Here is a 26486-nt window from a genome sequence, read left to right as displayed (position 1 = left end):
GTGCGGTTTTTTCGTTTATTTTTGGGATAAACCGCCACCTCCATGCCCAAGTATTTACTTTTCCTTTTGCTGGGTAACATGGGGGCTTTGGGCCAAACTCCCTTGCAATTGTCGTTTCATCACCTGACGCGTGAAGAAGGACTTTCCAACAACAATGTTTTTTTTATGCACCGCGATTCGCGGGGTTTTTTGTGGATGGGCACGCTCAACGGCCTCAATCGCTTCGACGGTGTAAGATGCCGGGTTTATAAACCCTCCAATTCAAACATTAGAGGGGGGGACATCAAAAACATTGTTGAAGATGCCAAAGGTAATTTGTGGGTAGGAACCGACGAAGGACTGAATTTCTACGAGCGCCGAACAGACCGATTTACCCTCATCAAATCGCCAACGGGAGAGGCTAAATCGGTGGCATTTCCTTATCATGTTGATCACCTGGGCAGGTTATGGGTAAGCCTGTCGGGTATCAAAAAGGCGGGATTGTATGTCTATAATCCTGATTCAAAAATGTTTACGTTTGTTACCAATGAGGTAAATATCACGCTTCCCCGTTCGCATACCCCCCCATTTAAGGAATTGAAAGCTTTTTACAGCGGTGGTAAAAACAACGTAGGTATTACGAAAATCTCTTTAAAAAACACGCAGGTTACCAAAGTTGAATATTTTTTTGACGGTACAAAACAGCCTGCCCAAACCAATATTGGTGAATACATCGTCGTTGAAAATGACTCTATTCTTTGGCAAACGGGCCAATACACCGGACTCACTCGTTTGAATACCCGCAGCGGAGCAGTTGAAAAGATAACTGCTTTTGAAGGGCAGCCTGTTTCTTATTTGACACGCGGCGTACGTTACAAAAATCAATTGCTGTTTGGTTCCAATGTGGGGTTGTATGTATTTGACCTTTCCCAAAAAAAGTTTGTACAACGACTGTATCATTCTCCTTCCAAACCCGACGGCTTGGCGGCCAATATGGCTGAAACTATTTATCTGGATGCCGAAGGTAATCTTTTTGTGGCACAGGCTGGGTTTGGGGTAGATTACACCAATCTTAACCGTATTCAGTCGGCGCATTGGCTTACGGCCGATCAAGTTACGACCTTGGGTTTGCCCGATAACCATGTGGCAAGTCTGGTGCGTTGGCGTGACCATTCTTATCTGAATCTACAAAGCGGCGGGGTCGTTGAATTGGACGCACAGGGGCGGTTTATGAATCGCTATGATGGAAAATTTACGTTGCTGTGCGATACAAAAGAACGGATTTGGTTTATAAACGGAAATGGCGTAGAAGTTTTTGACCCCGTTCAGAAGAAATCAATTCAACTGCCTTTTAAAGCCCATAAGAGTGTAATCGGGGGAGCAGTCGTTATGGTAGAAACGTCGCCGGGGCATTATTTGTTTTCAAGCAATGGTTTGTTGGAAATCGTCGAAACAAATGGAACGTTTTACATCAATGCTGTCGCCGCCTTTGCCAATGAAAAGTTTGTAGGCTGCCACCCTATGTACTATGATGCATCTACGAAGCAGGTGTTTTTGTCGGTCAATTGGTGGTCGGGGGTGGTGGTATTGTCCAAACAATCAGGTACTTGGAAGGTTGCTCATCGGCGTTTAGATTTTCCGTTTAGGGTTCATTGGTTTGCGGCGGCTATGCCGTCCGACAGTTTGTGGTTTTGCTCCAATCAGGGATTGGCACTGGTCAATAAACGCACCTTGGGTTATCGATTGTTGACCGAAAAAGACGGCCTGCCCGACAATGCCGTCACGAATCTTGTTCCCGAGCCCAACGGCAATCATTGGTTGGTCACCAATCGGGGAATTGCCCACTTTGATCATGTCAAGAATGAGTATCTGAACTTTACGTCCCGCGAAGGGGCCAATTCTAAAGAGTATGACTGGTACGGTAACTTTCTATTGCCCGACGGGCGGGCCGTGTTTGGTGGCAACAACGGGGTAACGGTCATTGATCAACAAGCAAACAACAAGTATAGTGTGAGGCCGAAGGTACAAATTACGGGCCTGTACGCCCATGAAAAACCGCTGGTCACCAATACCTACATCGGTGAAACGTCTGAAATAGAGCTGCAACCGGACCAGAATTCTTTTGCCCTTGATTTGTCAGGAATCGAATACGGATTTCCGCAAAAAGTGAAACTACGTTATCAGTTGGAGGGAGTAGATGCCGAGTGGATTACGACCTCCAATCCAACGACGGTACGCTATGCCAACCTCCGAGAGGGTACGTATGGGTTTGCGGTCAGGGCTACCGATGAGGCGGGGAAAATAAGCTCGGAGACGCGCACGCTGAAGGTGGTGATTCACGCCCCTTTTTGGCGTACGCTTTGGTTCAGGGCTTTGCTGGTATTTACACTTATGGGGATGGGGTATATGTTTTATCGGCTCAGAATCAGTCAAATACGGGCCGAAGTAAAATACAGGGAAGAAATCAAACGCGTGAAAGCCGAAGCTGAAATCATGGCGTTGCGGTCGCAGATGAACCCCCATTTTATCTTTAACTGCATGAACACGATTGACGCCTACATTATGCTCAATAAAACGAGTCAGGCCAGTGATTTTTTGCAAAAATTTTCGCGACTGATCAGGATGATTTTAGAGAACTCACGACAGGAATTCATTCCTATTGCGGAAGAATTAGAAGCGTTGGAGTTGTATATTCAGTTGGAGCAGGAGCGCAGTAACGGTAAGTTTAACTATGAAATCACCATCGACCCTCGGCTCAATCAACGGCAATACCTTATTCCATCTACGCTGTTTCAGCCTTTGGTCGAAAATGCCATTCTGCACGGCCTGCGCCACAAAAAAGGAGAATCAGGAGAATTGTACATCCATCTAAAAATGGGCGAAGGGCTACTTATTGGCAACATCATTGATAACGGCATCGGCCGAAAGGCATCAGCCAAAGTCAACGCTTTCAAAAAATACCAAGCACAGTCGTTGGGAACGGCGCTCACCGAAGAGCGCATTCGCAAGCTGAACGACCTCTATCCCGACAAAACTTCGTTGAAAATCAAAGACATTCAGTTTGAGAATGATACCGGCACCATTGTCGAATTGCGTTTACCTTTACTTACCCTTCAAACCTTGCAACAACATGATAACGGCAGTGTTGATTGACGACGAAATCGTCAGCCTTGAAGCACTTCATCTCAAAATTCAAAAGGCGTCTGATGAGATTAAAGTAATTCAAACTTTTGATTCGGCTCCGGAAGCGGCCAAGCACATAGAAAGGCTTGCCCCCGATGTGATTTTTTTGGACGTGGAAATGCCCGAAATGGATGGTTTTGACTTCCTGTCGGCTTTTCCGGACCGCACCTTTGAGGTCGTTATTACCACGGCTCACAGCGAATACGCCATTCAGGCGGTTCGACAAAGTGCGGTGGATTTTTTACTGAAGCCCTTTAGTGTCAAAGAGTTGGAAGACACTGCGGGCCGATTGGTGCAAAAAATAAAAAGCAAACGGAAAACGGAACGTTCGGCTTTTCAAAAACTGAATGCCCAATTTGATAAAATCCCCGTGCCTTCGCTGCGGGGCATTTCCTTTTTGCCCATCAAAGAGATTCTGTATCTGGTCTCGGAGGGTAACTACACCACGATTTACCTCGAAAACAACCAGAAAATTGTCTCGTCGCGCAATTTGGGCGATTACGAAGCTTTGTTGGAAAATCTGCAATTTTTTAGAATTCACCACTCCACATTGATCAATTTGGCACACATCCGGGAGTATTTACGGGGCGAAGGCGGCAGTGTATTGCTCTCCGACGGCACCGAACTGGACGTATCGAAGCGCAAAAAGAAAGAATTTTTGGAGGTAATTGGGTTTTAACCCACTTATACAGGCAAGTGTCCCGGTTATACAGTTGTGGCTAAGTCAAGTCAGAAAATCAGCAAAATTAGGATTATCAAACCACTGATTTTTATGAAACGACCACTCTTGCCCAATCGCCGAGAACGTTTCCTTTCCTGGTTACTTTTTGTGTTGATAGCCCTTGCGGGGGCGGGACTGATTTTTTTGTAAATAACCCTAAACTTACCCCAATGAAACTTGGCAAAGGAATCAATTATTCGCGCTATTGTTGGCAATGGCGCGGTACGTTTGACAAGCCCGTTGTACACCATAACGGTATCGACTATATGGATGCGGGAGTGCTTGGGCGTGACCAAATTTCAGCGCCCCGGATTGCCGAAGCAACCGCCCATGTGGCCCTTATTAAAAAATTGGGGTTTGACACCGTCCGCTTGCCCATTACGTTTCATTGCTGGGCCGAACTCAATACCTCACTTATTGACCCCAATCATCGCTATTGGATTGTGTTGGAAAATATGATTGCGGCTTGCCAACGATACGGCCTGAAGCTGGTTATCAGTTATCACCATGCTCCTACCATTGATGTAGCGCGGGTGTTGTCGATGTGGCAGCAAATTGCTCAACGCCCTGCCGTACTGAGTGCTTCTGATGATGTTCTTTTTGAAATCTTCAATGAACCTGATGAAAAGATTGACAACACAACTTTACGTCAACATTATTTCACCATTATCAACGCCATTCGGTCCATCCCGCAGCACGCTAATCGTTGGATGGTGGTGGGTGGAAATGAATGGAATGACATTGGGTATGCCGACAAAGGGCTGACGGCATTTGTGCCTTTGGGGTTGCCCAACATACTCTATACCTTTCACTCGTATGAGCCAAAACCTTTTACTAATCAGGGATTTGTGAGTGCATTTTGCTATCAGGCCAGTGGCTTTTCGTTTCCTTTCAAATTGCCTTTGCCTCCCTATATACCTCATAATGAATGTAAAACCCAAGATAATGGCTTTCATGAGGGATTGTTTAAACATGCCAATTACGACAAAGACATGCGCAACGGAACAGGCTTTGGCATGGCAACGGTCGAGTTTATTGATCGACGAATCAAAGACGCCAAAGATTGGTCAAGACGTCACGGCGATTTGCCGATTTGGTGCGGAGAATGGGGGCTTCACCGCCATATTCCGACCATTCCCAATGATGGCAGCATCGAAAGGTTTATGAAAATCATGTTGGATTCGTTCAAAAAACAAGCCATTGACTGGTGTTGGTGGGATTTTGAAGGGCCGTTTACCTTTTTCAATCCTGCTCCTGATGTGGTCAATCTACCTGATTCGTTTGGTGTGGTCAATTGTATTGAAGAAAATGTAGATCCACTGGTGAAAAGGCTGATGGTTTTGAACGAACGCATAGATTACAGGGTCACTCATACAGGGACGGCGGGGTCGTTGACCAACAAAACCAAAATTACCTTTAAGTGCATTGACACTGAGGTCAATATCAGGGAGTATATCCTGACGGTGGAGGTATTAAGAAAATTAAGGCCGGGGCAGGCGGCTGTCTCCATGCAAACGAAAAAAAGGTTTCTGCCTCCTACGACCCCGCCCGGGCTGTTTTTTACCGGCTTTGTTTCCAATTACACGGGATTACAAAGCGCTATACTGACTGTTTTTCACAACGATGGTTCTTCTTTTAACATCGCTGTTCAGTAGCTTCTCCTCTATTTCGATTGTCTATAAAACCACCTTTCGGGGTGGTTTTGTTTGTTTTATTGCCTCGTTTTCAGGTGCCTTGCCACTTATACACTCACTTCTTCCAGTTATACAACGTATCAAAAATGAATAGAATCGCTCACTATTTTTGATTCAGTTAAGTGCTACTAAAATCGCGCATTAATACACATGAAAACGCTAAACTATTTTTTTGCAATCATTCAAGTTTTGGCGATTCTTTCCTGCCAAAAAAACGAGGCTCCTACCCCCAATTCAACCTCCACCAAAGTATGCCAACTCAGTAATTTTACCGACTTGATGGGGAATGAAATTAAAATCAACAGCTTTGACAACGAAGGGCGGGTGCTATCGGCTCGCTTTAAACAAACCCAAGGCCAAATCTTAACGCAGACTACCACCTTTGTATACGAAGCCAATGGCCAACTCAAAAGCGGTAACCAGACCTATGTAGATGAAAAGGGGACGCAATTGGCTTCTCAACCCCTGATTTTTACGTATGAAAACGGGCTGCTCACTAAAATTGAAGTTAGGTGTGGCTGTGCCAAAAACGAGGTGTCGCAAATAACGACCCTTAAATACAATGCCAATAAACAGCTGATTGAAAAAACGAATGAATCTCCGGATGCTGTTGGCAAAATCACTTTTGCTTACGAATATGACGCCAAAGGAAATGTATCAAAAGAGAAGGTTTCAGCAGGAACCTTGATTATGGCCGAAACTGACTATACCTACGATGATGCTAAACATCCTTTTCAGCTTCTCAAAGGTATTTCTCTGAATTTCTTTGAGAATTATAGCCCTTGGAAAATCAATGTGCCGCTTACCTTGAAAGGGTATTTTATGGATGAAAATGGCCAAAAACAATCATTTGAATCAAAGCGAACCGACCTCAAAACCAATGCCAAAGGCTACGCCGCTGCCATTACTTACGACGGTGCTTTCAGTGAGGCGTTTTCTTTCACAGATTGTGATTGACATACAAAAGATGTCGTTTTTTTACCAATAGCCCCTCGGTTATATTCACTAATTTTCGGCCCGTTGGTATTTCCTAATTACTTCGTTTAAATACACGATAACCCTACTCCAATTCATGAAAAAAGCACTTTTATCTATCGTTTTTTTACTGGTATCGCATTGGCTTGTTGCGCAAGCTATCATCAACGTCTCTTGGCAAAAGTCATTGGGAGGGACAAAAGATGACAGAGCCTTTTCTGTACAGAAAACCAGTGATGGGGGCTATATAGTAGCAGGCTATACCGACTCAAATGACGAGGATGTATCAGGCAATCATGGAGGTTATGATTATTGGGTAGTTAAATTGAGCAATATAGGTACAATTGAATGGCAAAAATCACTAGGGGGAACTCGTGACGATCTGGCTTACTCAATCGCTCAAACGACCGACGGGGGGTATATAGTTGCGGGTTCGTCAAATTCAAATGATGGGGATGTTTCAGGTAATCATAGTACTCTTGGAGCGGAGGATTATTGGGTAGTTAAATTAAGCAATGTGGGTCTAATCGAGTGGCAAAAAACTTTGGGAGGAACGGGCGACGATGTGGCCAACTCAATTGTTCAAACGACGGATGGTGGGTATATAGTCGCGGGTTATGCAAATTGGATTGAAGGAGATTTACCAGATTATCATGGATATTATGATTGTTGGGTCGTTAAATTGAACAATGTAGGTACAATTGAATGGCAAAAAGCATTGGGAGGAACCGGTTCTGAAGCTGTCAATTCAATCGTTCAAACGACTGACGGGGGGTATATCGTAGCTGGTTATTCTGGCTCTAATGATGGGGATGTAGCAGGCCATCATGGATTTGGTGATTTTTGGGTAGTTAAGTTGAGTAATGTCGGTACAATTGAATGGCAAAAAGCATTGGGAGGAAGTAATCTCGAAGTTGCCTACTCAATTGCTCAAACGACGGACGGGGGGTATATCGTGGCGGGTAATGCAAAATCAAATGACGGGGATGTATCAGGAAATCACGGAAACTATGATTGTTGGATCGTTAAATTGAGTAATGCGGGTACAATTGAATGGCAAAAAGCTTTGGGAGGAACTGCAGAAGATAAGGCCAGAGCAATCGTTCAAACGTGGGATGGGGGGTATATCGTAGTTGGATCTACGTGGTCTAATAATGGGGATGTATCAGGGAATCATGGAAATTTGGATTATTGGGTTGTTAAATTGAGCAATGTGGGTACAATTGAATGGCAAAAAGCATTGGGAGGAACAAGTAACGATTTTGCCTTTTCCATTATACAAACTGGTAGCGGTTATGTAATCGCAGGTGTGACGGGTTCAAACAATGGAGATGTATCAGGAAATCATGGAGTAGGAGATTTTTGGGTTGCCAGCCTCTCAGTACGCAACTTCACCGTTTCGCCGAATTATCCCTGCCAAGACAAATATGTAAAACTCACTTCCGAAGGTTGTGCAGGAACAGTAAAGTGGTATGCCTATCCCGAGGGCGAAACGCCGACTTTAATACATACAGGAATCAATTTTGATTATTTGGTTCCCAATACCATTCCCCTCAGCACGGCTATCTTTTTTAAGGCCGAATGTGTTACTACAAGTGGTTATACAATCAGCATGGGTTCGCCCAAGTTTGTGCGGGTGTTGGGGGCATCGAGTTATGATTTTATGAGCCCTGCCGATGATTTCACTTCTACCCCGCCTTACCCTCTCAACGTAGCCAATAGCATCACCGCGGCCAATAAAATCTTGGCACCAACTCCTCCTATAACTACCCGAGTAGAATACCTCGCCGAAAAAGGCATTGAGTTAAAGCCCGGCTTCAGAGCAGACAAGGGTACTGTTTTTACGGCGTATATCGGTGGGTGTCAATAGGTTTACAATCAAGTTATTTTCAACAATTAAAATACTACAACCATGCAAACTGTTATCTGTTTTCCTAAAGAAAACCCGCGGTACTGTATCGAATTATATTACAGCAAAGACTTGCCGCCCTTGCAAGGTCCCGTTATCCCCAAAAGAAAGGATTTTGTCTTATTGAATCCACATTTTTCGGAGGTTATAAAAGCGGAACTTATCAGTAAAGATTTGGTGACGGACATTGCTATCCTGTCGGCTATCAGTGAACTTACCAAGCAGTTAAGCCCAGAATTGGGCAAAAGCATTCAGCAAAACATCAAAGCCATCAATAAGCAAATCAATCTTGAAAACAAAGGGGTAGAGGTCAAAATCAGATGACCGATATACCTTATTCATACTGAATTTTTTAAACCACTTTACCTCATGGAAACGTCGTACAAAAACATCAGCTACTTTTTTGTGGGTATTTTATTGTGTGTACTGGTGGGTTTTCACCAGACCTACACCGTCAAATTTCCCACTTTTGAAGGCCTTTCTACCGCGCATCATTTCCACGGAGCTATGCTCATGGCGTGGTTTGGAATGCTCATTGTGCAGCCGTTGTTGATTAAATACAAAAAGCCAGAATGGCATCGCCAACTCGGGAAGGTCTCGTATGTGCTATTACCGTTAGTTTTGTTTTCTATCTTTTGGGTAACGAAAGTCCAGTACCTGCGTAACATTTCACAAATGGCCAAAGAGGTCGTTATCGGAGGGCTTGCGCTTGATATTCCTAATATTGTGGTTTTTGGCTCATTTTATGCGCTGGCCATGGTGTATCGGCATCGGTCGGCTTACCACATGCGCTATATGATTGGCACATCTCTCCTGATGATTGGGCCGGGCATTGGCCGGGCTATGATTATTTACGGCGGCATTCCTTTTCCCGTTGCCATTATTTATACCATGTATTTTACCGAATTGGTAGCAGTCGTCTTCCTAGTGTTAGACTATGTTAAGGGTCGTTCGATTAAGCCGTTTGCGGTCATTTTGGGTGGTTTGGTAGCGTTACACCTTGTTTGGAACTATCAGATGTCGGGTTGGTGGCAGGCATTTGGAGGTTGGTTTGCCAGTGTATTTTTTTAGAAAATAAACCCCTGTTAAGGATGAAAAAGGCTTTTTTACTTATTTCTTGTTTGATTTTGGCGAAGGAAAAATCCCTTTCCCAATCCATCACCATTGAGCCCACCCCGGCCAATGGTGCGATGGTGAATGTACAAAACAAAATGAATCAGGGGTTTCCGCCAAGTGGTGGCACCAACCACGCTATCACGATACCCGTTGTGACTGTACTGCCTGCCGTAGCCCAATCGGGCATGATGGTTTTTAATGCCATTACGGGTAAGTTGCAATATCACAACGGAACGACTTGGGTAGCACCCGAAGTGATTCCTTCGGGAACTGTCCTATTCAGTGAGACTAAAACCAATATAGCTTTACAAAATGCGGGTTATTCGCTCAAAGGCATCACCACCTCGTCATTTAACCAATTGTCCACCGGGTCTTATGGCTGGGTTAGGCAATTAAATGCGCTCAATGCCCCTTCGGCTCGTGAAGGTCACGTTGGTGTTTGGACGGGAAGCGGCATGTTTATATGGGGGGGCTATGAAACACTTTCAAGCAGTTATGTTGGCAACGGGAAATTATACAACGTGAACACAGATTCTTGGACACCAATAAGCAGTACGAACGCCCCGACTGCCAGGGGGTATCATGCTACTTCTATTTGGACAGGAACAGATATACTCGTTTGGGGAGGTATATCTTCGGGAGGATTGGTGAATGATGGTGCCATTTATTCACCAAATACAAATACTTGGAGTACGATGGCGTCTGTCAATGCTCCCTCCGCAAGACGACGATTCAGTCCTGTTTGGACGGGTGATAAAATGATGATTTGGGGAGGAGAGAACTACAACTATGAGACAATCGGTGATGGTAAACTATACAATCCTTCTTTAAACGCTTGGTCTTCAATAAGTACAGTCAATGCACCCTCACCAAGGGAGTGGCATTCGTGCGTTTGGACTGGCTCAAATGTAATTGTCTGGGGAGGTGCTAATAATTATTTAGACAATACCTATGCCTCAGGAGGAATTTATAACCCATTCAATAATTTATGGTTTCAAATGAGCAATGCTCCAACAGGATTATTTGGGCATACTGCCGTATGGACAGGCGCAAAAATGATTGTTTTTGGTGGCGGAATTGGGCCTTATTCTAATGCATGTTATATATACACCCCCCAGACAGATACCTGGGCTACCGCAAATTCTGTCAACAAGCCGTCCCCCCGAGGGTATCATACGGCGATATGGACGGGCTCAAAAATGATAATTTTTGGTGGGATAGGAAATGGCAATACGGTATTAAATGATGGTGGGATATATGATCCAGTAACCGATACATGGAGTAATGACCCAATTACTTTAGGGGGTTTTTCTTACGCAAAGCACACCGCTGTTTGGACGGAGGAAGACATGGTAATATTTGGTTTAAGCCCTGGGCATTTGATGAAAAAAGACGTTCAGTCACCCACTCCTAAAGCTCTCTACCTATATCAAAAGAATTGATTATACTAATTCATATCCTAATTATTAACCAAGGAATGCATGAAAACCTCTACAACCTACCTTGCCAACCTCACGCCTTTGCGCGGCATTGCCGCTTTGCTCACCGTCATTTTTCACGTTGATTTATTTCTTGGTGGTGGAAATATCCTTCTCAAATTCGATGACTCGTTTCTAATCAACCGAATGTATCTGATGGTGGATTTTTTCTTTGTATTGAGCGGATTTGTCATGTATCATGTTTATGGAAAATGGTTCAATGAGTCGGTACAAAGAGGTGATTTTAAATGGTTCACAATAGCCCGTTTTGCACGAGTGTATCCCTTGCATTTGTTCACTTTGCTCTATTGTATTTTGCTTTATGGGCTCTTTTTGTTGGCAGGAGGGGTAGATACCAGTCCGATGAGCGTTATCAGCAACGATTGGTTGGCTATTCCGAGCCATTTATTGCTGCTGCACAGCATGAACGTTAATGAATGGTTTACGTGGAACAACGCCTCATGGTCTATCAGCACCGAATGGTGGATGTATATGCTGTTTCCTTTTTTGGTCAAGCCTTTCAGGGGGCTCAAATCCGTGGGGAGGAGTTTAGTGGTGGCTACCTGCTTTGCGGGGTATTGGGTCATTACATTTTTGATAGTCCACATTGTCACAGTTCCCGCTTCTATTCCTTTTGTGGCCGTCAATCCAGCCGATTTAAGCATTAATGTATCGTATCAATACGGTTTCCTGCGGTGTTTGTTTGGGTTTGTATTAGGGATGATGGTTTATCAATTTTACGTTGAAGGGGCTGCTAAACGGCTGATGGCCAATGGTTATACCCTGATTTTGCTAACCCTGGGGTTGGGTTTGTGTTTGCATTTTGCCGTCCCTGATGTGTTTTCGGTGGCGTTTTTTCCACTCATTTTACTTTCGGCGGCCTACGGCAGTCAAAACATGAATGCATTTTTCGGGACAAAACCCATGCAACGAATCGGGGATTGGTCATTTTCGATTTATCTGGTGCATCAACCCATCGCATATACGATAGTCACAATTATGGGTTTTTTGAACCCTCCGAATCCCAACGCACCTGCTGGGCCGCCCCCCCAAATGGATATGCTAACGGGCTGGATAATTTGCGTGATATTTATTGCCTTTACCTTGTTGGTTTCGTACCTGACGTACCGCTTCGTGGAAGTACCTGCTCGCAATTGGATCAACGGAAGATATGGTAAAAATGCAGTGCCAGCGGTCAACCAGGCCTAATTCAAATTTAAAACGAGATTGTATTTAGTTCTGCCTCAGACAAATGAGTTTTGTTTGAGGCAGAACTAACTATGTTTATTTCAGGGCTTCTTTGATACTGATGAGCTTGATGTTGCGCTCCGCAATTACCTTTTTGACGGCGGCGCTTGTGAACGCCCGCGTAACGCCCTCGCGGTCGTAGGCCACGTTTTCGTAGCCCGTATGGCCCACGCCTTTCATGTCGCCGCTGTCGTAGCCGGGATGCTCAACCAAAAAATGAGTGCCTGGTGTAAGTGCTTTCAAAATGGCCACTAAGTCTTGCTCTTTTTGCTCGGGCGATTTGGTCGCGCCCCCAAACCCTTTGATGGGTAGTGTGCCCTGCGGCATCTGAATCGGTAATTTATACTCCGCCGAAAGCCGCTCGGTGAGTGCTTTCACCTCGGCGTTGGCGTTTGTGCAACCCATGTGCGCGGAGAGGTGACTGGCCCACGGCAGGTATTTTTTGACCAACTCAATTTGCGCCCTAAATTCACGCTCTACTTCCGCGATGTTGATGGGTTTTTGGAGTAGGTAAGCGCTGTTTTTCAGGGTTTTGTTTTCCCAAATAAACTGGGGGAAATAACCATCGGCGTCGGTGAGGCTTGGGGCATGGGTCAGAGGCCGCCATTTGAGGTTTTCCCATTCACTGGTGAGGCAGAGATGTACGCCCACGTCGTAGTTGGGTTGGGTTTTGAGCATTTTGACGGCCTCCATAAACCACGGTGCGGTAGCCAAAATTTCTACCGAACGGCTGATACCGTCGGTATACACTTTTATGCAGGCTTCGTTGGCCGTGTGGCAAAAGCCAATATCGTCAGAACGGATGATGAGTCGGATTTCATTGAAGGTTTGAGCCATCGAAATCTGAATAAAAAAGCTAAAAAAAAGGAGGTATTTCATGCGGTTGACAGGGGCTATAGTTATTCTTTATGTTGAAGGAATTCAGCATTGAAATATACTGAATCCTCAAGGCGAAGCGCTTAATGAGGACCTTTGTCAAACCAGTGAAAGTGCTTAAAAAAATAAATAATTCGGCGTACGGGTGCAATGAAGCTACAACTTGCGTGTTTCGAGGTTTTCCTTCTTTTGTTGCTGCGAAAGCTTGTACGTAAGGTATGTTTTTTTGGCGAAGTGGTATCCTTTGATTAAAAAATAAGGTATAAATAGCGGGGATATAACCAGCAAGCAGAGGCCCAAAATGATCCCCAGAAGAACCCTGACTATTTTTTCAATAAGCTTCATTGTAGGGGTAGAATAGTAACAAAACGTAATTGTTACGCAATATACGCTAAGATTACACTTACTGAAAAATAACTTTTGGGTATATTTATTTTTTTGTGTTTAAAATTCAAAAACTGCACTATCAAAGTAAATTTTGGCAAATATTGTGATGTAGCTTTTGCCCCTAAACAATGGCTTAACCCCTCCGCCAATTATCCAGCACTACCGCCGCGGCAATGCCGACATTCAACGATTCTGCGCCGCCAAAGCGCGGAATCGTAATTTTGTGGATGACGAATTGTTCGACCGTCGGCCCGATGCCGTTGGACTCGTTGCCCATCACGATGTAGCCCGTATCGCCAAATGTGGTTTGGTGGATGTTTTTGCCTTCTAAAAAAGTTCCGTAAATCTGTGTTCCGTGTTCCATATTCCTTACCTTCTCCAAATACGCAGTTAACTCCGCATAATACCCTCTCACGCGCGTAAAAGAACCTTTGCTTGCGGCAATGACTTTGGGATTGTACCAGTCGGTGGTGGTTTGTGAACAAACGATTTTGGTGATGCCGTACCAATCGGCAATGCGGATGATAGTGCCGAGGTTGCCAGGGTCCCGGATGTCGTCGAGGATGAGCACGTATTCTCCTTTTTCGGCATACAAAAAATCATTGTCTTTCGTTTTTACAACGGCCAAGGCCGCATCATTGGTTTGGAGTGTACCCGCCCGGGCGAGTTCGTCGGCGGTGGCGATTTCGAGACGAAAAGGTTGTTTCTCTAATTTTTGCGTATTTTCTTTGTAAAATTGCTCGGTAACCACCACCAGTTCGGTCTGAAAATCAGCGGTTAAGAGTTCCAATACACTTTTGGCACCTTCTACCAAAAAAGCGTTGTGTTCCAGTCTGAATTTCTTTAATTGCAGTGAGTGAAGGTATTTTGTGAGATTTTTGGATAACATTTGCGTGATATATCAATTTTCAAAAGGGATTCTGAATGCGTCATAAAGCCATTTTTACAGTTCTGAAAAGATTTTACCCTTCTGCGGGACGTATGGCCGAATTTTCAAGCTGCAAAGATACGATTCAGTATCACAAACCGAGGCCAGTTGTTGGTTGCTCCTCTGTTTTTAACGGTGTTTTTTTTGTCGGTTTATGTTTCTTTTTGGCGGCTTGCTCCAACAAAAGCACCCCTAAAAAAGACGAATATTTGCTGGGAAATCAACTTTTCAAAGGCAACTCGGTGGTGAAAACCGAAGCCTTGGATCCACTTTTGCCGCAACGTCCCAACAAAAGATTTCTCGGAATTCCGGGTGCGACAGTCTCCCTTTGGATTTATCAGGCGTTGGACAAACGATACGACCGCGATACGCAACGTATTAAATTTGATACCCTGAGTCGCTACTATGAACGTCAGTTTACCCGCTACGCCGACGACTCCCGCAAACTGTCGGCGCTGCGCCGCAAATACAATCGCGTGGTGAATAAATACCGCCTTCGGATTGAAGAGGGGAACTGGGGAATGCGCACGTTTGGGGAGGCCCCTGTTTATTTTTCCGAAAAAAATGCCCGCAATAATGCCGTTAAAATCAAAGGATATTTGGTCAATGAAGGCTACCGTGATGCCAACGTTGACTTTATGACCGACACCCTTTTCGGTCGAATTCGCACCACATACAGCATTGCCGAAGGGCTGCCGCACGTGCTTAGAAATGTGGATATTTTGACGCACAAAGATGCTGAAATTGACAGTTTATTGTCGGCTACCAAAACTGCTTCTTACCTTAAATCTGGCAACAATTTTAAGTACAGTGACGTGGTAAGTGAAATAACCCGAGTGGAGCAATTGATGCGCAACAACGGTTATTTTGGATTTGACCGCAACTACCTGCGGCCTGTACAAAGTGCCACTGGCAAACGCAACGGCGGATTTTTGGTGGATACGACGGGTCATAATCTAGCCACCGATTCGCTTTTTCACATCGTAGACGTGAAGGGATTACAGATAAATTATCCCCGTAATCACGACAAACATACACGATACACGTTCAATCCCGTGGGATTTAGGGTGGAGAGCCTGCCGGGAGAGGCGCCTTCTGTAATGCGCGACACCGTAGTTTATAGGGGCATTCAGTATTCTTTTACGCCGAAACATTATTATGCTCCCCGGGTGCTCAACGAAAAGATTCTGATTCGTCCGGGAAATATTTACCGACAAAAAGATTGGGATGAGACCTCGCGTCAATTGAGTGTTTTGGATCAGTTTCAGTTTATCAATATTGATACCGATACCACCAATGGTAATATAAAAACGCTTATTCGGGTGATTCCGCACGATAAATATCAGGTAACGGGAGAAGGTGGGGTGAATGTAGTGCAGAATTTGCCGGGGCCATTTCTGAACGGCACTTTTCGGGTGCGTAATATTTTTGGACGACTTGAAAACTTTGAGGTATCGCTTCGCGGAGCATTGGATGCCAATTTTGGCCTAAACAATAATGCCAATTTGGTACGTACCTTAGAAATGGGGGTCAATACGGCGTTGATTTTTCCCCGATTTTTATTCCCTGGCAAAATGGCCGCTGGCTTTAACCGCAAAACCCCGCGTACCATTGTCAGTCTGGGATATAATTATACCAACCGCGATTTTCTCGGGTCTGACCCCGATTTTATCCGGAGTGGTTTTCAGGCGAGTTTGCGGTATAATTGGAAAAAAAGCGAATTTGAATACCTGAGTCTGACTGCCGTAGATTTGAGTATTTTGCAGAGTAAACAAAGCCGTGAATTTGGTGAATTGTTGGATTCTCTGTATCAATACGGCGGTAATCCGCTCAAATTCAGCTTTCAGTCGGCGGTGATTTCGAGTGTCAATTTCTCCTACGTTTTTAACAATAACATCATCGGGCAAAACCGACGTGCGCATTATCTGCGCCTGTTTGCCGAGTCGGGAGGAACGGCTTTAAGTCTCTTGGAGCCGCAAAAAGTATCGTTGGGATTGGATGGATTTGAATTGTACAAGTTCCTGAAAACCAACGTAGAATACCGAAAGTATAACCCCCTAGGTTCCAAAAGTACGTTGGTGTACCGTGTCAATTCGGGGTTGATTTTCAACTACAATGACCGTCGGGTGGCTCCCTATGAAAAATCGCTGACGGGCGGCGGGAGCAACAGCCTGCGCGCGTGGCCTCCCCGGCGCTTAGGGCTGGGTTCTGCCTATCCAAACGTTGACTTACAAACGGGTAGCCCGATTTTTCGGAATGGAGAAACGACCACCCTTCAGCCTGGCGTGACGCAGTACAGTGGTTATGAGTACCGCTTTGAACAACTCGGGGACGTACTCATGGAGGCAAATGTAGAACTACGGGGCCACTTATTTCGGTTTGTGGGCGATGTAAACTACGCGCTGTTTTTGGATGTGGGAAATGTGTGGCGTATGCGGCTCGACAAGGGCACGAGTCCCAATCAAAATACCTTAAACGGGGTGTTTCAATTCAATCGTTTTTACAAAGAGTTTGCCGTCGGAACGGGCGTTGGACTGCGGTACGACCTTTCGTATTTTATCTTTCGTCTCGACATGGGAATCAAGGTCTATGATCCCAGCCGGCGATTTGTGGTGACCAATGCCCTTGGACAAACCACCACCATCGATGAGCGATACCTGCTTCCTAAATTTTCGTTTCGCCGTTCCAGCCCCAATTATCCCGTATTTAATATCGGAATTGGGTATCCTTTTTAAGGGACGGATAACGGAAAAATGGATAATGGAAAACGGGTAAAGAAGTCCGAAAATATTTGGCTGAAAGTACTGTAAAGTTTTTTCAAAACTAAACTCCTGACATTTTTGGCTTATAATTATTAGGCCCAATATTCTATTTCGCAACCTCTTTCACCCTTACACTTTTTCCTTATTCAATTGTTCCTGCCGCGAATGATAGCGTTGCTTTGGCTTTTTCGTACTTTGTTTTCATAGATTCAAGCTTGACTTTCAGCTCGTTAAGCTTGGATTCGCGTTGGTTCACCAAAAACAACTGGCTCTCGCCGATGCTGAAGCGTTGTTCTTCTGCGCGCAGCACTTGCGCTTGGCGTTGCACCGCGATTTGTTGCTGGATAATTTGCCCTTCCAAATTCTTTACGTCGTTGTAGGCCGCCTGAACTTCGTTATTGATTTCTCGACGCAACTGCTGGATTTCCAGTGTGTTCTGGAACTGTTTTACGCGAATAATTTCGAGTTTTCCTCGCTCTTTCCGAAACAGCAAAGGCAATGAAAAATCAACGTTTATTTTATAAAAAGCTGGAAATGCCCCCGTATCGGGAATTTTGGAACCTGTAATAAAACGGTGAGCGTAATTGAGAGAAGATAAGCCGACGTCAAAGCGGGGTTTTAGCATTTCGCGGCCCAGACGTTCGTCAATGGTGAGTTGTTGCGCTTTTAAATCAAGCTTCTGAATTTCAGGGTGGCGAAGTCGGGCGGTTTCGAGTAGATTGGCGAGGGTTGTGGCATCAATCACTTGGCCCGCGCTTAATTGTGGTACGGCTGTTTCGGGCAATTCTAGCGGGGAGCCGTTGGTGTCCCAGAGGTGGTTTGAAAGCCTGAGGCGGGCATTTTGAAGTTCGACCGTGGCTTGTTCAAACATCACACGCCGGTCGAGTAGCGTTACTTGGGCATCGGCGGTATCAATGGCAGGAAGGTCGCCTTGCATTACACGTTTGCTTACGAGCTGGAAGCGTTGCGCTGCCAGCTCATAAAACTCTTTGATAAGTAACTGGTTACGATAACTAAAATACCATTCCCAATATTCTTTTGCTACGGTAAGGATTAATTTGTTAATCATTTTGACGCGTTCAGCTTCGGCGATATTCTGAAAAATGCGGGCATTTTGGAGCGTGGCGCGGCGTTCGTCAATGACAAACCGTTGCAGGATGGGTACGTTTATCCCTACATAGGTGAGGCCGTCGAGTGGGGTGCGGATGTCGGTTCCGAGCACATCCCCCACGTTTCGTTCAAAACCCGCCTTGACATCCATTCCCCCCCAGTACAGAGGTACTTTCAGTTGGTTATCCCAAAAGTTGAAATAGGCTTTATTCTCAAAATATTTACGGTCAAAATTAATGTCCAATTTAGGGTCGAACCCTCCTTTTGCCATCAACAACTCCGCCCTAGCTTGCCCCGAGAGGGAGTTAGCTTGGCGCAACACGGGGTGGTTTTTGAGAACTAAATCGTAAAAATCGCGGTACGAAAATACCTTTGCCGTGTCGGTTTGCGCCCATACAGCGGTATTCATTACGATTAGCAGAATGATTGTTTTTTTCATAAACATCGGTTTGTTTGTTCACTTAAGAACTAACTATTTTTTTGCTTCTTTTTCGCCCTCTTCGGGTAAAATATCGGCCAGATAATCAGGCGGGAAGCCATTGAGTTGACGCCAGATTTCCCACCAAATAGGCACATCTTGAAGCATGACAAAGCCGTTTACACCCGAACCAATGCGGAGTTGCTCGGGCCATTTTTCGTTTTCATTTCCTCGCTGATTGGTTTTGATTAATAGACGATATTGACCGTTTTTGCTGTTTACCCGGTCTACAACGGCCACTGACCCACCAAAAGTACCCACTGAAGTACCCGGCCAACCTGAAAATTGCAACGCGGGCCAACCGTCAAACTCTAAGCGTACGTGGCGGCCGGGAGCAATCAATGATAAATCCATGGCTTTGACGTACAGTTCCACCGCCAATTCGGGTTGCCGAGGTTGGAGGGTCACAATCGACTCGCCTTCTTTGATGGTTTCGCCGAGTCCCGCTTTGAGGGTCTTTATGATGTAGCCGTCTTGGGGTGAGCGAACCACGTACTGGTCGCGCCGGATGCGGATATTTTCGTACTTATTCTGAAGTTTTGAAAGCTCCGACTCGCCATCGGCCACGCTCGAAAGTGCCGTACTGCGGTCCGAAAATGCCTTGGCAATGTCTTTGCGGTAATCGGCTTCTACCGAGCTCAACTCAATACGGGCGTTGATTAATTCATTGCGGGCAATACTGAGTTTTTGGGTTTGGGCCACCATTTTGGCTTGGTCTTCTTGGAGCTTGAGGCGTCGGGTTTCGAGGTCAACCAACGAAATGGTTCCTTCTTTGTACATTACCTCTGCCCGGTCGAGGCGCTCTTTGGCAATTTGAAAATTGCGATTAACGGCCACCATGTCGGCGCTGTCGCTGCGGACTTTCAATTGGGATTGAATGACTTTATTGCGGGCCTTTTCTAAGCTAAACTGCAATCCTTGGCGTAGGGCCGTAATTTGGTTGTCGGTTGCTTCTATTTTGGCTTTATACGCAGCGATTCCGTCGGTTTTTGCCTGAATCTGTTCTTGGGTACGTGTCAGAACCTGCGGGTCAAAATAGTCGTCTTTTATTTCTGTTATGACCAAAATAGTGTCTCCCTTTTTGACGTAATCGCCCTCCCTCACATTCCAGAGGGCTATTTGTCCAGCTACGGCATTTTGTACATTTTGAGGTCGGTCTTGCGGCGTGAGGGCCGTTACATAGCCTTTTCCGTTGATGTTTTGTTGCCATGGCAAAAACATGACCAATAGTAAGGCAATGACAATGCCCAAAATCCATCGGTAAACGATTCGTGCCGTTTTGGGTGAATGGAGGGTGTTGAGTGAATTTACTTCTTTTTCTATGGCGGGTATATTGACCCGTTGCTTTGATAAGTTCAGCATCGTGTTCTGTTTATAAATCAAACCACTTATTTTTCCGGCAAAGAGAGGTGTTTGAGTACATTCTTGTAAGGGCCTTCGGCAATGATTTCTCCTTCGTTCATCACAATGACCCGGTCGCAGGCTCCCATAAACTCAGGTTCGTTTGACAAGACCAACAATGTCCAACTATTGGAAGAATCGGTCAGTAAATCAATGATACGGAGGCGTTCGTTGCGTTCAATTTCTCGGAGAGCGTCGGTATAAAGCATCAGTTTCGGTTGGGTTAACAAACAACGTGCCAAGGCAATTTTGGTGACAAAACTAAGGGAAAAGCGCCGTCCGCCCGAAATAATGGGCGTACTGAGTCCCTCTGGAAGGGATGAAATTTCATCGGTTAAATGCAATTTGTCGAGCACTGCCTGCAATTGTTCAAGCGTGATTCCTCCCCGACCCATGGTGAGGTTTTCGAGAATGGTTCCGTCAAAAATCTCTTGATTAGGGAAATTCATACTTACGTGGGTACGGAGGAGATTCATGTCTAAATCACGCAAGGAAATGCCGTTGTACATCACACTGCCTTCGTAGCTATTCAGGATTCCAGAAAGGACTTTGAGTAGGGTATGCTTACCAGAACCATTCTGACCCGTGATGCAAATTCGCTCCCCGGCTTTGACATCCAGATTGATATTTTTCAGCGCCGCTTTGGCTGAACCAGCGTAGGTATAGCTCAGATTGCGGGCTTTCAAGGCCATTTCTTCCTTGGGCGTTTTGAAGGTAAGACCGCCATCTTTTTCAAGAGGAAGATCACTAACGTAGCCGAGTTTATCCACCGCAGTTAGCAAATCAAAGACCACGTCAATGCTTAAAAAGAGCTTTTCAACCGCTCCCGTCAGCAACACAATCACGATTTCGGAGGCCACAAACTGTCCAAGTGAAATTTGACGGTTAACCAACAGGTAGGTTCCTAATACCAACAAACCACCAATAACCAACACTTTGAAAATCAGCGCGTAATAATAAAACCCTTGAAGGATTTTGAAGTGTTTGGTCCGGTAAGTGAGGTAGTTGGTTACTAACCCGTCCATTCGTTGAATGGGTAGATTGGTGGCGCCTGCTGTTTTGAAGGAGAACAGCGTTCCAGCCATTCCTTCCAGCCAAGCCACTACGCGGTATTTATATTTGGATTCTTTGATGCTGGTTTCCAGTCCTTTACGACCATTGAGACGAACAATGGTAAAGAAGACAAAAATAACAAAGAAGCTGAAAGCGATAAAGAAAGGGTGATAAAACGACAACAACAAGAGCCCGAAAATAATCTGAAGTACTGCGCCAGTGAGGTCAATTAAAAATTTGGGCAGCGCCTTCTGAACCGTCAGTACGTCGAAAAAACGGTTCATTAATTCCGTCGGGTTATCCTGTGAGAGTCCTTCAGAATTGAGGCGAGGAACACGGTAGGTAAATTCAAAAGCCGCTTTGGCAAAGATGCGCATTTGGAGGGTTTCTACCAGCGTTACCTGAATGATTTGCATAATACCGCTGCCTATCAATCCCAACACCACCAAACCCATCAGTACATATACAGAACTAAAGATAGAACCACTCGAAACCAAACTGAAAATGGCCTGCACGCCCAACGGCAGAATGAGGCTGATAAGCCCTACTACAACTGCGTAAAAATAAATATAGCCAATGTCTTTTCGTTCGTTTCGAAGTAGGCGGGTGAGGCGTTGAAGCGGTGATAAAACTTCTTTTTCGGCTTGGCGCAATGAGCTGTCGTCGCTGACCAACGGCTGCATCGGAAAGGTGGTAATGTAAACTACCTGCCCGTTTTTGCTGGGGTCGGGGTGATTCCTGAACAGGAGCGGGTTTTTACAGCTTATTTGCTCGGAGGGCTCATAGGTAATCACTGGCGACCAAGCTATTTTTTTGCCTTGAGAATCGCTCCCGCCAATGATGGGTGTGAGTCCTAAGTTTAGTTGTTCAAAATAGAGAACTGGATACGCCGAGCTGTTGATTAATTCGTCAAATTGGTCAACGGGGCAACTGTTGACGATGATGGTTAAATCACTTAAACGCGCCGAGTTGCTAAGTGCTTCAATAAAACGGTCAATGTCTCTGGCAGTATAGGTGTTGGACTGTTCCACTAAATCTACTTTGGCTTTTTGAGCCACTACGGGTTGGCCAGTTGCCAAAACCAATTGCTCAACTATTTGCTTAATGTATTGTGAATTCATGGTACGAGTGGGTAGTGAAAAAAATAGGCATTTGCAATAATTGATTTTACCTTTTATCGATTATCCAGTATGCTGTTGAACTAAAAAGCATTAAGACGCTATATTTGTTCCGATTTTTTTCAATTCTAATTTAATTCTAATTTTAGGTTTTTAGTAAAGCAATAATAACCCATTATATGTATATTTTGTCATATTTTACATTTTTTAGGTCCAATAATGTGCTTCTGAAATACGCTGGTAGCTATTTTATGTTATTTGTGTTTCTGGCAGGATGTACACGTCAGAAATGTGATGATTGCCTGAATCAGCCAACGGGTGCTGCGTTTTTCCCATCTGAATTGGGCCGTTTTGTTGAATACGACGTCAGTGAAGAAGCATACGCGCTCGACGGGAGCGTGTCCGTACGGCAGTATCAATTGAAAGAAGTCGTGGCCGAACGCTATACCGACCCCACGGGACAAGCGGCCTATCGGATTGCTCGTTTTCGTCGTGGTGCCGAGGGTCAACGTTGGCAAGCTGATTCTACGATTACGTTGCGGTTGTTGACCGACCATGCCGTGCGCAACGAAAACGGCAAAGATTACGTAAAGATGTTGTTTCCTCCCGCTGAAATGAACGTATGGAACGGCAATCTTTACAACAATGCGGGGGAGGATAATTACGAACTGAAAAACATCAATAAACCTTATACCTCAGGAACCACGACTTTTGACCAGACGGCTACGGTTATTCAGCAAAATGATTCGACCTTGGTAAATCAGGACAAACGCGTGGAGGTATACGCTGCCGAGGTTGGATTGGTATATCGTGAACGGATTCAATTGCAATTTTGCTCGTCTTCGCCGGCTTGTGTCGGAAAGGCAAAAATTGACTTTGGTACCCGGCAATATTTTCGGTTTAAAACTGCGGGCAAAGAATAAAACAAAAGAGCGGTTTTGTACGTAATGATGTAAAGAGTTTTCATCCAAATGGTAATCAGGAACAGCTATGAATTTTAGTTTACAACGCAGTAAGGGTGGATTGGGGGAGTTTGCACCGCCAACGGCCTTTTTTTATGGGTTACTAATGGCGGCTTACCTGTTGATGTCGGCGGCACAAGCGCAGCAGGCCAAGTACCTTGTATTATTGAAAGACAAAACAGGGACTACGTTTACGTTAACCAAACCCGAAGCTTTTTTGAGCCAACGCGCCATTGAACGGCGTCTACGGCAGAATATACCCGTTAGCACCCGCGATTTGCCCGTTAGTGCTTCTTACGTAGCTCAAATTCGGCAAACCGGTGCCAAAATTTGGTATACCTCGCGTTGGTTGAATGCCGTACTGGTCGAGGCCAATGCCGCGCAGCTTACGGCCATCCGTGCATTGCCTTTTGTGAGTGGCTTGGAGTTTGGTAGAGCACTGATAAATGCCCGTCTTTCGGCGGAGAATCAAACCACCACCACCCATCAAAAATTTGGACAAGAAAGTCTGGACTATGGTTCTTCTCAAAATCAAATAGAAATGTTGGGTGTCCATACCATGCACGACCGAGGGTACAGTGGTGCTGGAATGTTGGTGGCGATTCTGGATGGCGGCTTCAGAAATTCAAATACAAACCCTGCCCTGAAGCCGATTTTTGATGACAAAAGGGTAGTGGCTACTTACGACTTTGTTGCCAAAGAAACGAGCGTGTACGAGGATGATTCGCACGGTAACAACGTATTTAGTATCATGGCGAGCTATTTGCCGGGGTCATTGATTGGGCCTGCTTACAGTGCGTCGTATGTGTTGCTACGCTCAGAAGATGCTGCCTCAGAATCGCATCTGGAAGAAGCTAATTGGCTTTTTGCGGCCGAATACGCCGATAGTTTGGGCGTAGATGTTATTAATACTTCGTTGGGCTATACTGAATTTGATAACCCCGCCGATAATTACACCTATGCCGATATGAATGGTCGGAATGCGCTCGTAACGAGAGCGGCAGATTGGGCCGCAGGCGTTGGCATGGTGGTGGTGGCATCGGCTGGCAATGAGGGCAGCAGCCCTTGGAAATACATCGGCGCGCCCTCCGACGGTGATTCGGTGCTGGCGATTGGGGCCGTTAACAGCTTAAAAGGTTTGGCAGCTTTCAGTTCGTTGGGGCCATCGGCCGATGGCCGCGTTAAGCCCGATGTCAGCGCCCGAGGTCAGGCCACGACGCTATCAAACCAGAGCGGAACCGTCACAGCGGGCAACGGTACTTCGTATTCTGCGCCGCTGATTGCGGGGTTAGTCACGGCTTTTTGGCAATCGCAACCGTATCTAACGGCCATGCAAGTGGTAGATTGTATTCGCCGAGCAGGAGATCGTTTCAGTGCTCCGACGCCCCAATTTGGGTACGGCATACCCACTTTTGAAAGCGCGGTTCAGGTGGCCAAAGAAAGATACCCTGTCACGGCTATTGCGGATTGGATAAAGCCCGTTGATGCTCATATTTATCCCAATCCGTTGGGTGCTTCCTCTGAAGTAAACATTTATTGGGGGGCGCTTTATGCGGGAAAAAACGTGTCGGTTCAGCTGCTAGATGCGGCGGGTCGGGTGGTGTATCAACAGTTGGTTTTGGCAAATGAGGCCACGGCAAAAATTACTTTTCCACCATTGGCAAATGGGGCCTATTTCTTAAAAATGAACGATAATCAACGTGAGAGGGTTTTGAAGGTAATTAAATAAACACAAAAATTGCCGAATGAAACCGCATCTTAAAATAGACATTGTATCTGATGTAGTATGTCCTTGGTGCTATATTGGAAAGCGTCGCCTCGAAAAAGCCGTTGAGCAACTGAAAGACGACTACACTTTTGAACTCCGTTATTTACCCTTTCAACTTTCGCCCGATACCCCTGCCGAAGGCGAAAACACCAAAGAGCGTTTGGTCGCAAAGTTTGGTAGCGAAGACCGTTACAATCAAATTATTCAACAGGTTTCGGGTGTGGCAGCGGCTGAAGGCTTGCGTTTTGATTTAGAAAATCAAACGGTATCTCCCAATACCCATACGTTGCACCGTTTGATTGGCTACGCCCAACAACAAGGCAAACAATTGGAAATGGTCGAAACATTTTTTAAGGCCTATTTTGAAGATACAGTAGATTTGACCCAGACTGAAACGGTCCTACAACTTGCCACGGGTATTGGCTTGGATGCCGAAAAAGTGCGTGAGGTATTGGTGGGCAACGTAGGGACCGAAGAACTCGATAAGCAATTGTATCAAAATCGATTGATGGGGGTAAGTGGGGTGCCGTATTACATCATCAACGATAAATATGCCGTTTCGGGGGCGCAGCCTACCGAGCTGTTTTTGGAAGCCCTGCCCGAAATCGCCCTAAAAGCGCCGATTCAGGCCCCCGTTGCTGCGGGCGAAGCCTGTGATATTGAGACAGGTGTGTGCTGATTTTTCTGATTTTATGGGAAGTGCCTATTTTATTTTTTATAAAAAAACCGTACTTTTGCGCCACGTTTCATCCGAAGGACGTGATCCTTCATAAGTAAACCAATGCAAATACCATGGTAAGAATTCGTTTAGCGCGTCGTGGACGCAAAAAAGCAGCTATGTATGATATCGTTGTAGCTGATGCTAAAGCACCACGTGATGGTCGCTTTATTGAGAAATTGGGTACATACAATCCAATCTCGAATCCAACTAAGATTGTTTTGAACGTGGACAAAGCGGTAAAATGGCTCCTTAACGGTGCTCAGCCTACTGACACAACCCGTTCTATTCTGAGCCACGAAGGTGTATTGATGCGTAAACACTTGCAAGTAGGTGTAATCAAAGGCGCTATTACCCAGGAAGTAGCTGACGAACGTTTCGAAGCTTGGAAACAAGAGAAGCTTGGAAGAGTTGAAGCCAAAAAAGATGGCTTAGACAAAAAACAAGCAGTTACAAAATCAGCTCAATTGGAAGCTGAACGTAAAGTAAATGAAGCTCGCGCTGCTGCTATTGCTAAGAAAAACGTAGTGGAAGAAGCTCCTGCTGCAGAACCTGCCGCTGAAGAAGCTGCTGCCCCTGCCGAAGAAGCTGCTGAATAATTGTGAAAGCTTTCATAAATGGT

General features: G+C 45.4%; 19 protein-coding genes. 14 read left to right on the top strand and 5 right to left on the bottom strand.

Features of this window, described 5'->3' with window-relative positions; translation table 11 throughout:
- The first annotated feature begins 42 nt into the window (after positions 1 to 42).
- The 9 genes from DVG78_RS11180 (at position 43) to DVG78_RS11140 (ending at position 12264) form a co-directional block, all read left to right on the top strand.
- Complete coding sequence (locus DVG78_RS11180) at positions 43 to 3132, top strand: sensor histidine kinase (RefSeq protein WP_114461160.1); 3090 nt, start codon at positions 43 to 45, stop codon at positions 3130 to 3132.
- Positions 3110 to 3841: a LytR/AlgR family response regulator transcription factor gene (locus tag DVG78_RS11175; RefSeq protein ID WP_158550006.1), complete on the top strand. Its 732-nt coding sequence runs from the start codon at positions 3110 to 3112 to the stop codon at positions 3839 to 3841. The genes DVG78_RS11180 and DVG78_RS11175 overlap by 23 nt, the downstream gene beginning before the upstream one ends.
- Before the next feature lie 212 nt (positions 3842 to 4053).
- Positions 4054 to 5538, top strand: a complete 1485-nt coding sequence (locus DVG78_RS11170) for a glycoside hydrolase family 5 protein (RefSeq protein WP_114461158.1) — start codon at positions 4054 to 4056, stop codon at positions 5536 to 5538.
- 189 nt (positions 5539 to 5727) lie between these two features.
- On the top strand, positions 5728 to 6534 hold the full coding sequence (locus tag DVG78_RS11165; RefSeq protein WP_114461157.1) for an RHS repeat protein: 807 nt from the start codon (positions 5728 to 5730) through the stop codon (positions 6532 to 6534).
- 115 nt (positions 6535 to 6649) lie between these two features.
- Positions 6650 to 8422: a 3-coathanger stack domain-containing protein gene (locus tag DVG78_RS11160; RefSeq protein ID WP_114461156.1), complete on the top strand. Its 1773-nt coding sequence runs from the start codon at positions 6650 to 6652 to the stop codon at positions 8420 to 8422.
- A 42-nt stretch (positions 8423 to 8464) separates the two neighbouring features.
- On the top strand, positions 8465 to 8785 hold the full coding sequence (locus DVG78_RS11155) for a hypothetical protein (protein WP_114461155.1): 321 nt from the start codon (positions 8465 to 8467) through the stop codon (positions 8783 to 8785).
- A 45-nt stretch (positions 8786 to 8830) separates the two neighbouring features.
- Positions 8831 to 9532, top strand: coding sequence for a hypothetical protein (locus tag DVG78_RS11150; RefSeq protein WP_114461154.1), 702 nt, complete (start codon positions 8831 to 8833; stop codon positions 9530 to 9532).
- Positions 9533 to 9552: 20 nt separating this feature from the next.
- The gene (locus DVG78_RS11145; protein WP_114461153.1) at positions 9553 to 11019 is read left to right on the top strand and encodes a Kelch repeat-containing protein; all 1467 of its coding nucleotides are present in this window, start codon (positions 9553 to 9555) and stop codon (positions 11017 to 11019) included.
- Between the two features lie 39 nt (positions 11020 to 11058).
- Positions 11059 to 12264: an acyltransferase family protein gene (locus DVG78_RS11140; RefSeq protein ID WP_114461152.1), complete on the top strand. Its 1206-nt coding sequence runs from the start codon at positions 11059 to 11061 to the stop codon at positions 12262 to 12264.
- Positions 12265 to 12339: 75 nt separating this feature from the next.
- Here the strand turns inward: DVG78_RS11140 and DVG78_RS11135 are convergent, their stop codons facing one another.
- Both DVG78_RS11135 and DVG78_RS11125 read right to left on the bottom strand, forming a co-directional pair.
- Positions 12340 to 13182, bottom strand: a complete 843-nt coding sequence (locus DVG78_RS11135; RefSeq protein ID WP_114461151.1) for a ChbG/HpnK family deacetylase — start codon at positions 13180 to 13182, stop codon at positions 12340 to 12342.
- A gap of 517 nt (positions 13183 to 13699) precedes the next feature.
- Positions 13700 to 14455: a TrmH family RNA methyltransferase gene (locus DVG78_RS11125; RefSeq protein ID WP_114461149.1), complete on the bottom strand. Its 756-nt coding sequence runs from the start codon at positions 14453 to 14455 to the stop codon at positions 13700 to 13702.
- Between the two features lie 35 nt (positions 14456 to 14490).
- On the opposite strand from DVG78_RS11125, the gene tamL reads away from it, so the two are divergent.
- Positions 14491 to 17229 (top strand): translocation and assembly module lipoprotein TamL, encoded by a 2739-nt coding sequence (tamL, locus tag DVG78_RS11120; RefSeq protein ID WP_114461148.1) that lies wholly within the window; start codon positions 14491 to 14493, stop codon positions 17227 to 17229.
- A gap of 169 nt (positions 17230 to 17398) precedes the next feature.
- On the opposite strand, the gene DVG78_RS11115 is transcribed toward tamL, so the two are convergent.
- The 3 genes from DVG78_RS11115 to DVG78_RS11105 are packed head-to-tail and all read right to left on the bottom strand — an operon-like array spanning position 17399 to position 22419.
- The gene (locus DVG78_RS11115; RefSeq protein WP_158550005.1) at positions 17399 to 18805 is read right to left on the bottom strand and encodes a TolC family protein; all 1407 of its coding nucleotides are present in this window, start codon (positions 18803 to 18805) and stop codon (positions 17399 to 17401) included.
- A 33-nt stretch (positions 18806 to 18838) separates the two neighbouring features.
- Positions 18839 to 20206: an HlyD family secretion protein gene (locus tag DVG78_RS11110; RefSeq protein ID WP_114461146.1), complete on the bottom strand. Its 1368-nt coding sequence runs from the start codon at positions 20204 to 20206 to the stop codon at positions 18839 to 18841.
- 26 nt (positions 20207 to 20232) lie between these two features.
- Entirely contained in the window at positions 20233 to 22419 is a 2187-nt protein-coding gene (locus tag DVG78_RS11105; RefSeq protein ID WP_114461145.1) for a peptidase domain-containing ABC transporter, read from the bottom strand.
- Between the two features lie 176 nt (positions 22420 to 22595).
- On the opposite strand from DVG78_RS11105, the gene DVG78_RS11100 reads away from it, so the two are divergent.
- The 4 genes from DVG78_RS11100 (at position 22596) to DVG78_RS11085 (ending at position 26463) form a co-directional block, all read left to right on the top strand.
- The gene (locus DVG78_RS11100) at positions 22596 to 23339 is read left to right on the top strand and encodes a hypothetical protein (RefSeq protein ID WP_114461144.1); all 744 of its coding nucleotides are present in this window, start codon (positions 22596 to 22598) and stop codon (positions 23337 to 23339) included.
- A gap of 67 nt (positions 23340 to 23406) precedes the next feature.
- Complete coding sequence (locus DVG78_RS11095) at positions 23407 to 25107, top strand: S8 family serine peptidase (RefSeq protein ID WP_114461143.1); 1701 nt, start codon at positions 23407 to 23409, stop codon at positions 25105 to 25107.
- 16 nt (positions 25108 to 25123) lie between these two features.
- Positions 25124 to 25825 (top strand): DsbA family oxidoreductase, encoded by a 702-nt coding sequence (locus tag DVG78_RS11090; protein ID WP_114461142.1) that lies wholly within the window; start codon positions 25124 to 25126, stop codon positions 25823 to 25825.
- Positions 25826 to 25938: 113 nt separating this feature from the next.
- Positions 25939 to 26463 (top strand): 30S ribosomal protein S16, encoded by a 525-nt coding sequence (locus DVG78_RS11085; protein ID WP_114461141.1) that lies wholly within the window; start codon positions 25939 to 25941, stop codon positions 26461 to 26463.
- The last annotated feature ends 23 nt before the right edge of the window (positions 26464 to 26486 follow it).

It is taken from the genome of Runella aurantiaca, assembly GCF_003339505.1.
Taxonomy (GTDB): Bacteria; Bacteroidota; Bacteroidia; order Cytophagales; family Spirosomataceae; genus Runella; species Runella aurantiaca.
The sequence above is the reverse complement of the archived record's forward strand: the minus strand, read 5'-3'. Positions and strand labels throughout refer to the sequence as shown.

Bases quoted from the DNA above. Each gene is read 5' to 3' on its own strand.
- DVG78_RS11180 (WP_114461160.1), top strand. From the start codon at position 43: ATGCCCAAGTATTTACTTTTCCTTTTGCTGGGTAACATGGGGGCTTTG.
- DVG78_RS11160 (WP_114461156.1), top strand. From the start codon at position 6,650: ATGAAAAAAGCACTTTTATCTATCGTTTTTTTACTGGTATCGCATTGG.
- DVG78_RS11115 (WP_158550005.1), bottom strand. From the start codon at position 18,805: ATGAAAAAAACAATCATTCTGCTAATCGTAATGAATACCGCTGTATGG.
- DVG78_RS11145 (WP_114461153.1), top strand. From the start codon at position 9,553: ATGAAAAAGGCTTTTTTACTTATTTCTTGTTTGATTTTGGCGAAGGAA.
- DVG78_RS11100 (WP_114461144.1), top strand. From the start codon at position 22,596: ATGTATATTTTGTCATATTTTACATTTTTTAGGTCCAATAATGTGCTT.
- DVG78_RS11170 (WP_114461158.1), top strand. From the start codon at position 4,054: ATGAAACTTGGCAAAGGAATCAATTATTCGCGCTATTGTTGGCAATGG.
- DVG78_RS11090 (WP_114461142.1), top strand. From the start codon at position 25,124: ATGAAACCGCATCTTAAAATAGACATTGTATCTGATGTAGTATGTCCT.
- DVG78_RS11125 (WP_114461149.1), bottom strand. From the start codon at position 14,455: ATGTTATCCAAAAATCTCACAAAATACCTTCACTCACTGCAATTAAAG.
- DVG78_RS11095 (WP_114461143.1), top strand. From the start codon at position 23,407: ATGAATTTTAGTTTACAACGCAGTAAGGGTGGATTGGGGGAGTTTGCA.
- tamL (WP_114461148.1), top strand. From the start codon at position 14,491: ATGCGTCATAAAGCCATTTTTACAGTTCTGAAAAGATTTTACCCTTCT.
- DVG78_RS11135 (WP_114461151.1), bottom strand. From the start codon at position 13,182: ATGAAATACCTCCTTTTTTTTAGCTTTTTTATTCAGATTTCGATGGCT.
- DVG78_RS11175 (WP_158550006.1), top strand. From the start codon at position 3,110: ATGATAACGGCAGTGTTGATTGACGACGAAATCGTCAGCCTTGAAGCA.
- DVG78_RS11155 (WP_114461155.1), top strand. From the start codon at position 8,465: ATGCAAACTGTTATCTGTTTTCCTAAAGAAAACCCGCGGTACTGTATC.
- DVG78_RS11150 (WP_114461154.1), top strand. From the start codon at position 8,831: ATGGAAACGTCGTACAAAAACATCAGCTACTTTTTTGTGGGTATTTTA.
- DVG78_RS11085 (WP_114461141.1), top strand. From the start codon at position 25,939: ATGGTAAGAATTCGTTTAGCGCGTCGTGGACGCAAAAAAGCAGCTATG.
- DVG78_RS11140 (WP_114461152.1), top strand. From the start codon at position 11,059: ATGAAAACCTCTACAACCTACCTTGCCAACCTCACGCCTTTGCGCGGC.
- DVG78_RS11105 (WP_114461145.1), bottom strand. From the start codon at position 22,419: ATGAATTCACAATACATTAAGCAAATAGTTGAGCAATTGGTTTTGGCA.
- DVG78_RS11165 (WP_114461157.1), top strand. From the start codon at position 5,728: ATGAAAACGCTAAACTATTTTTTTGCAATCATTCAAGTTTTGGCGATT.
- DVG78_RS11110 (WP_114461146.1), bottom strand. From the start codon at position 20,206: ATGCTGAACTTATCAAAGCAACGGGTCAATATACCCGCCATAGAAAAA.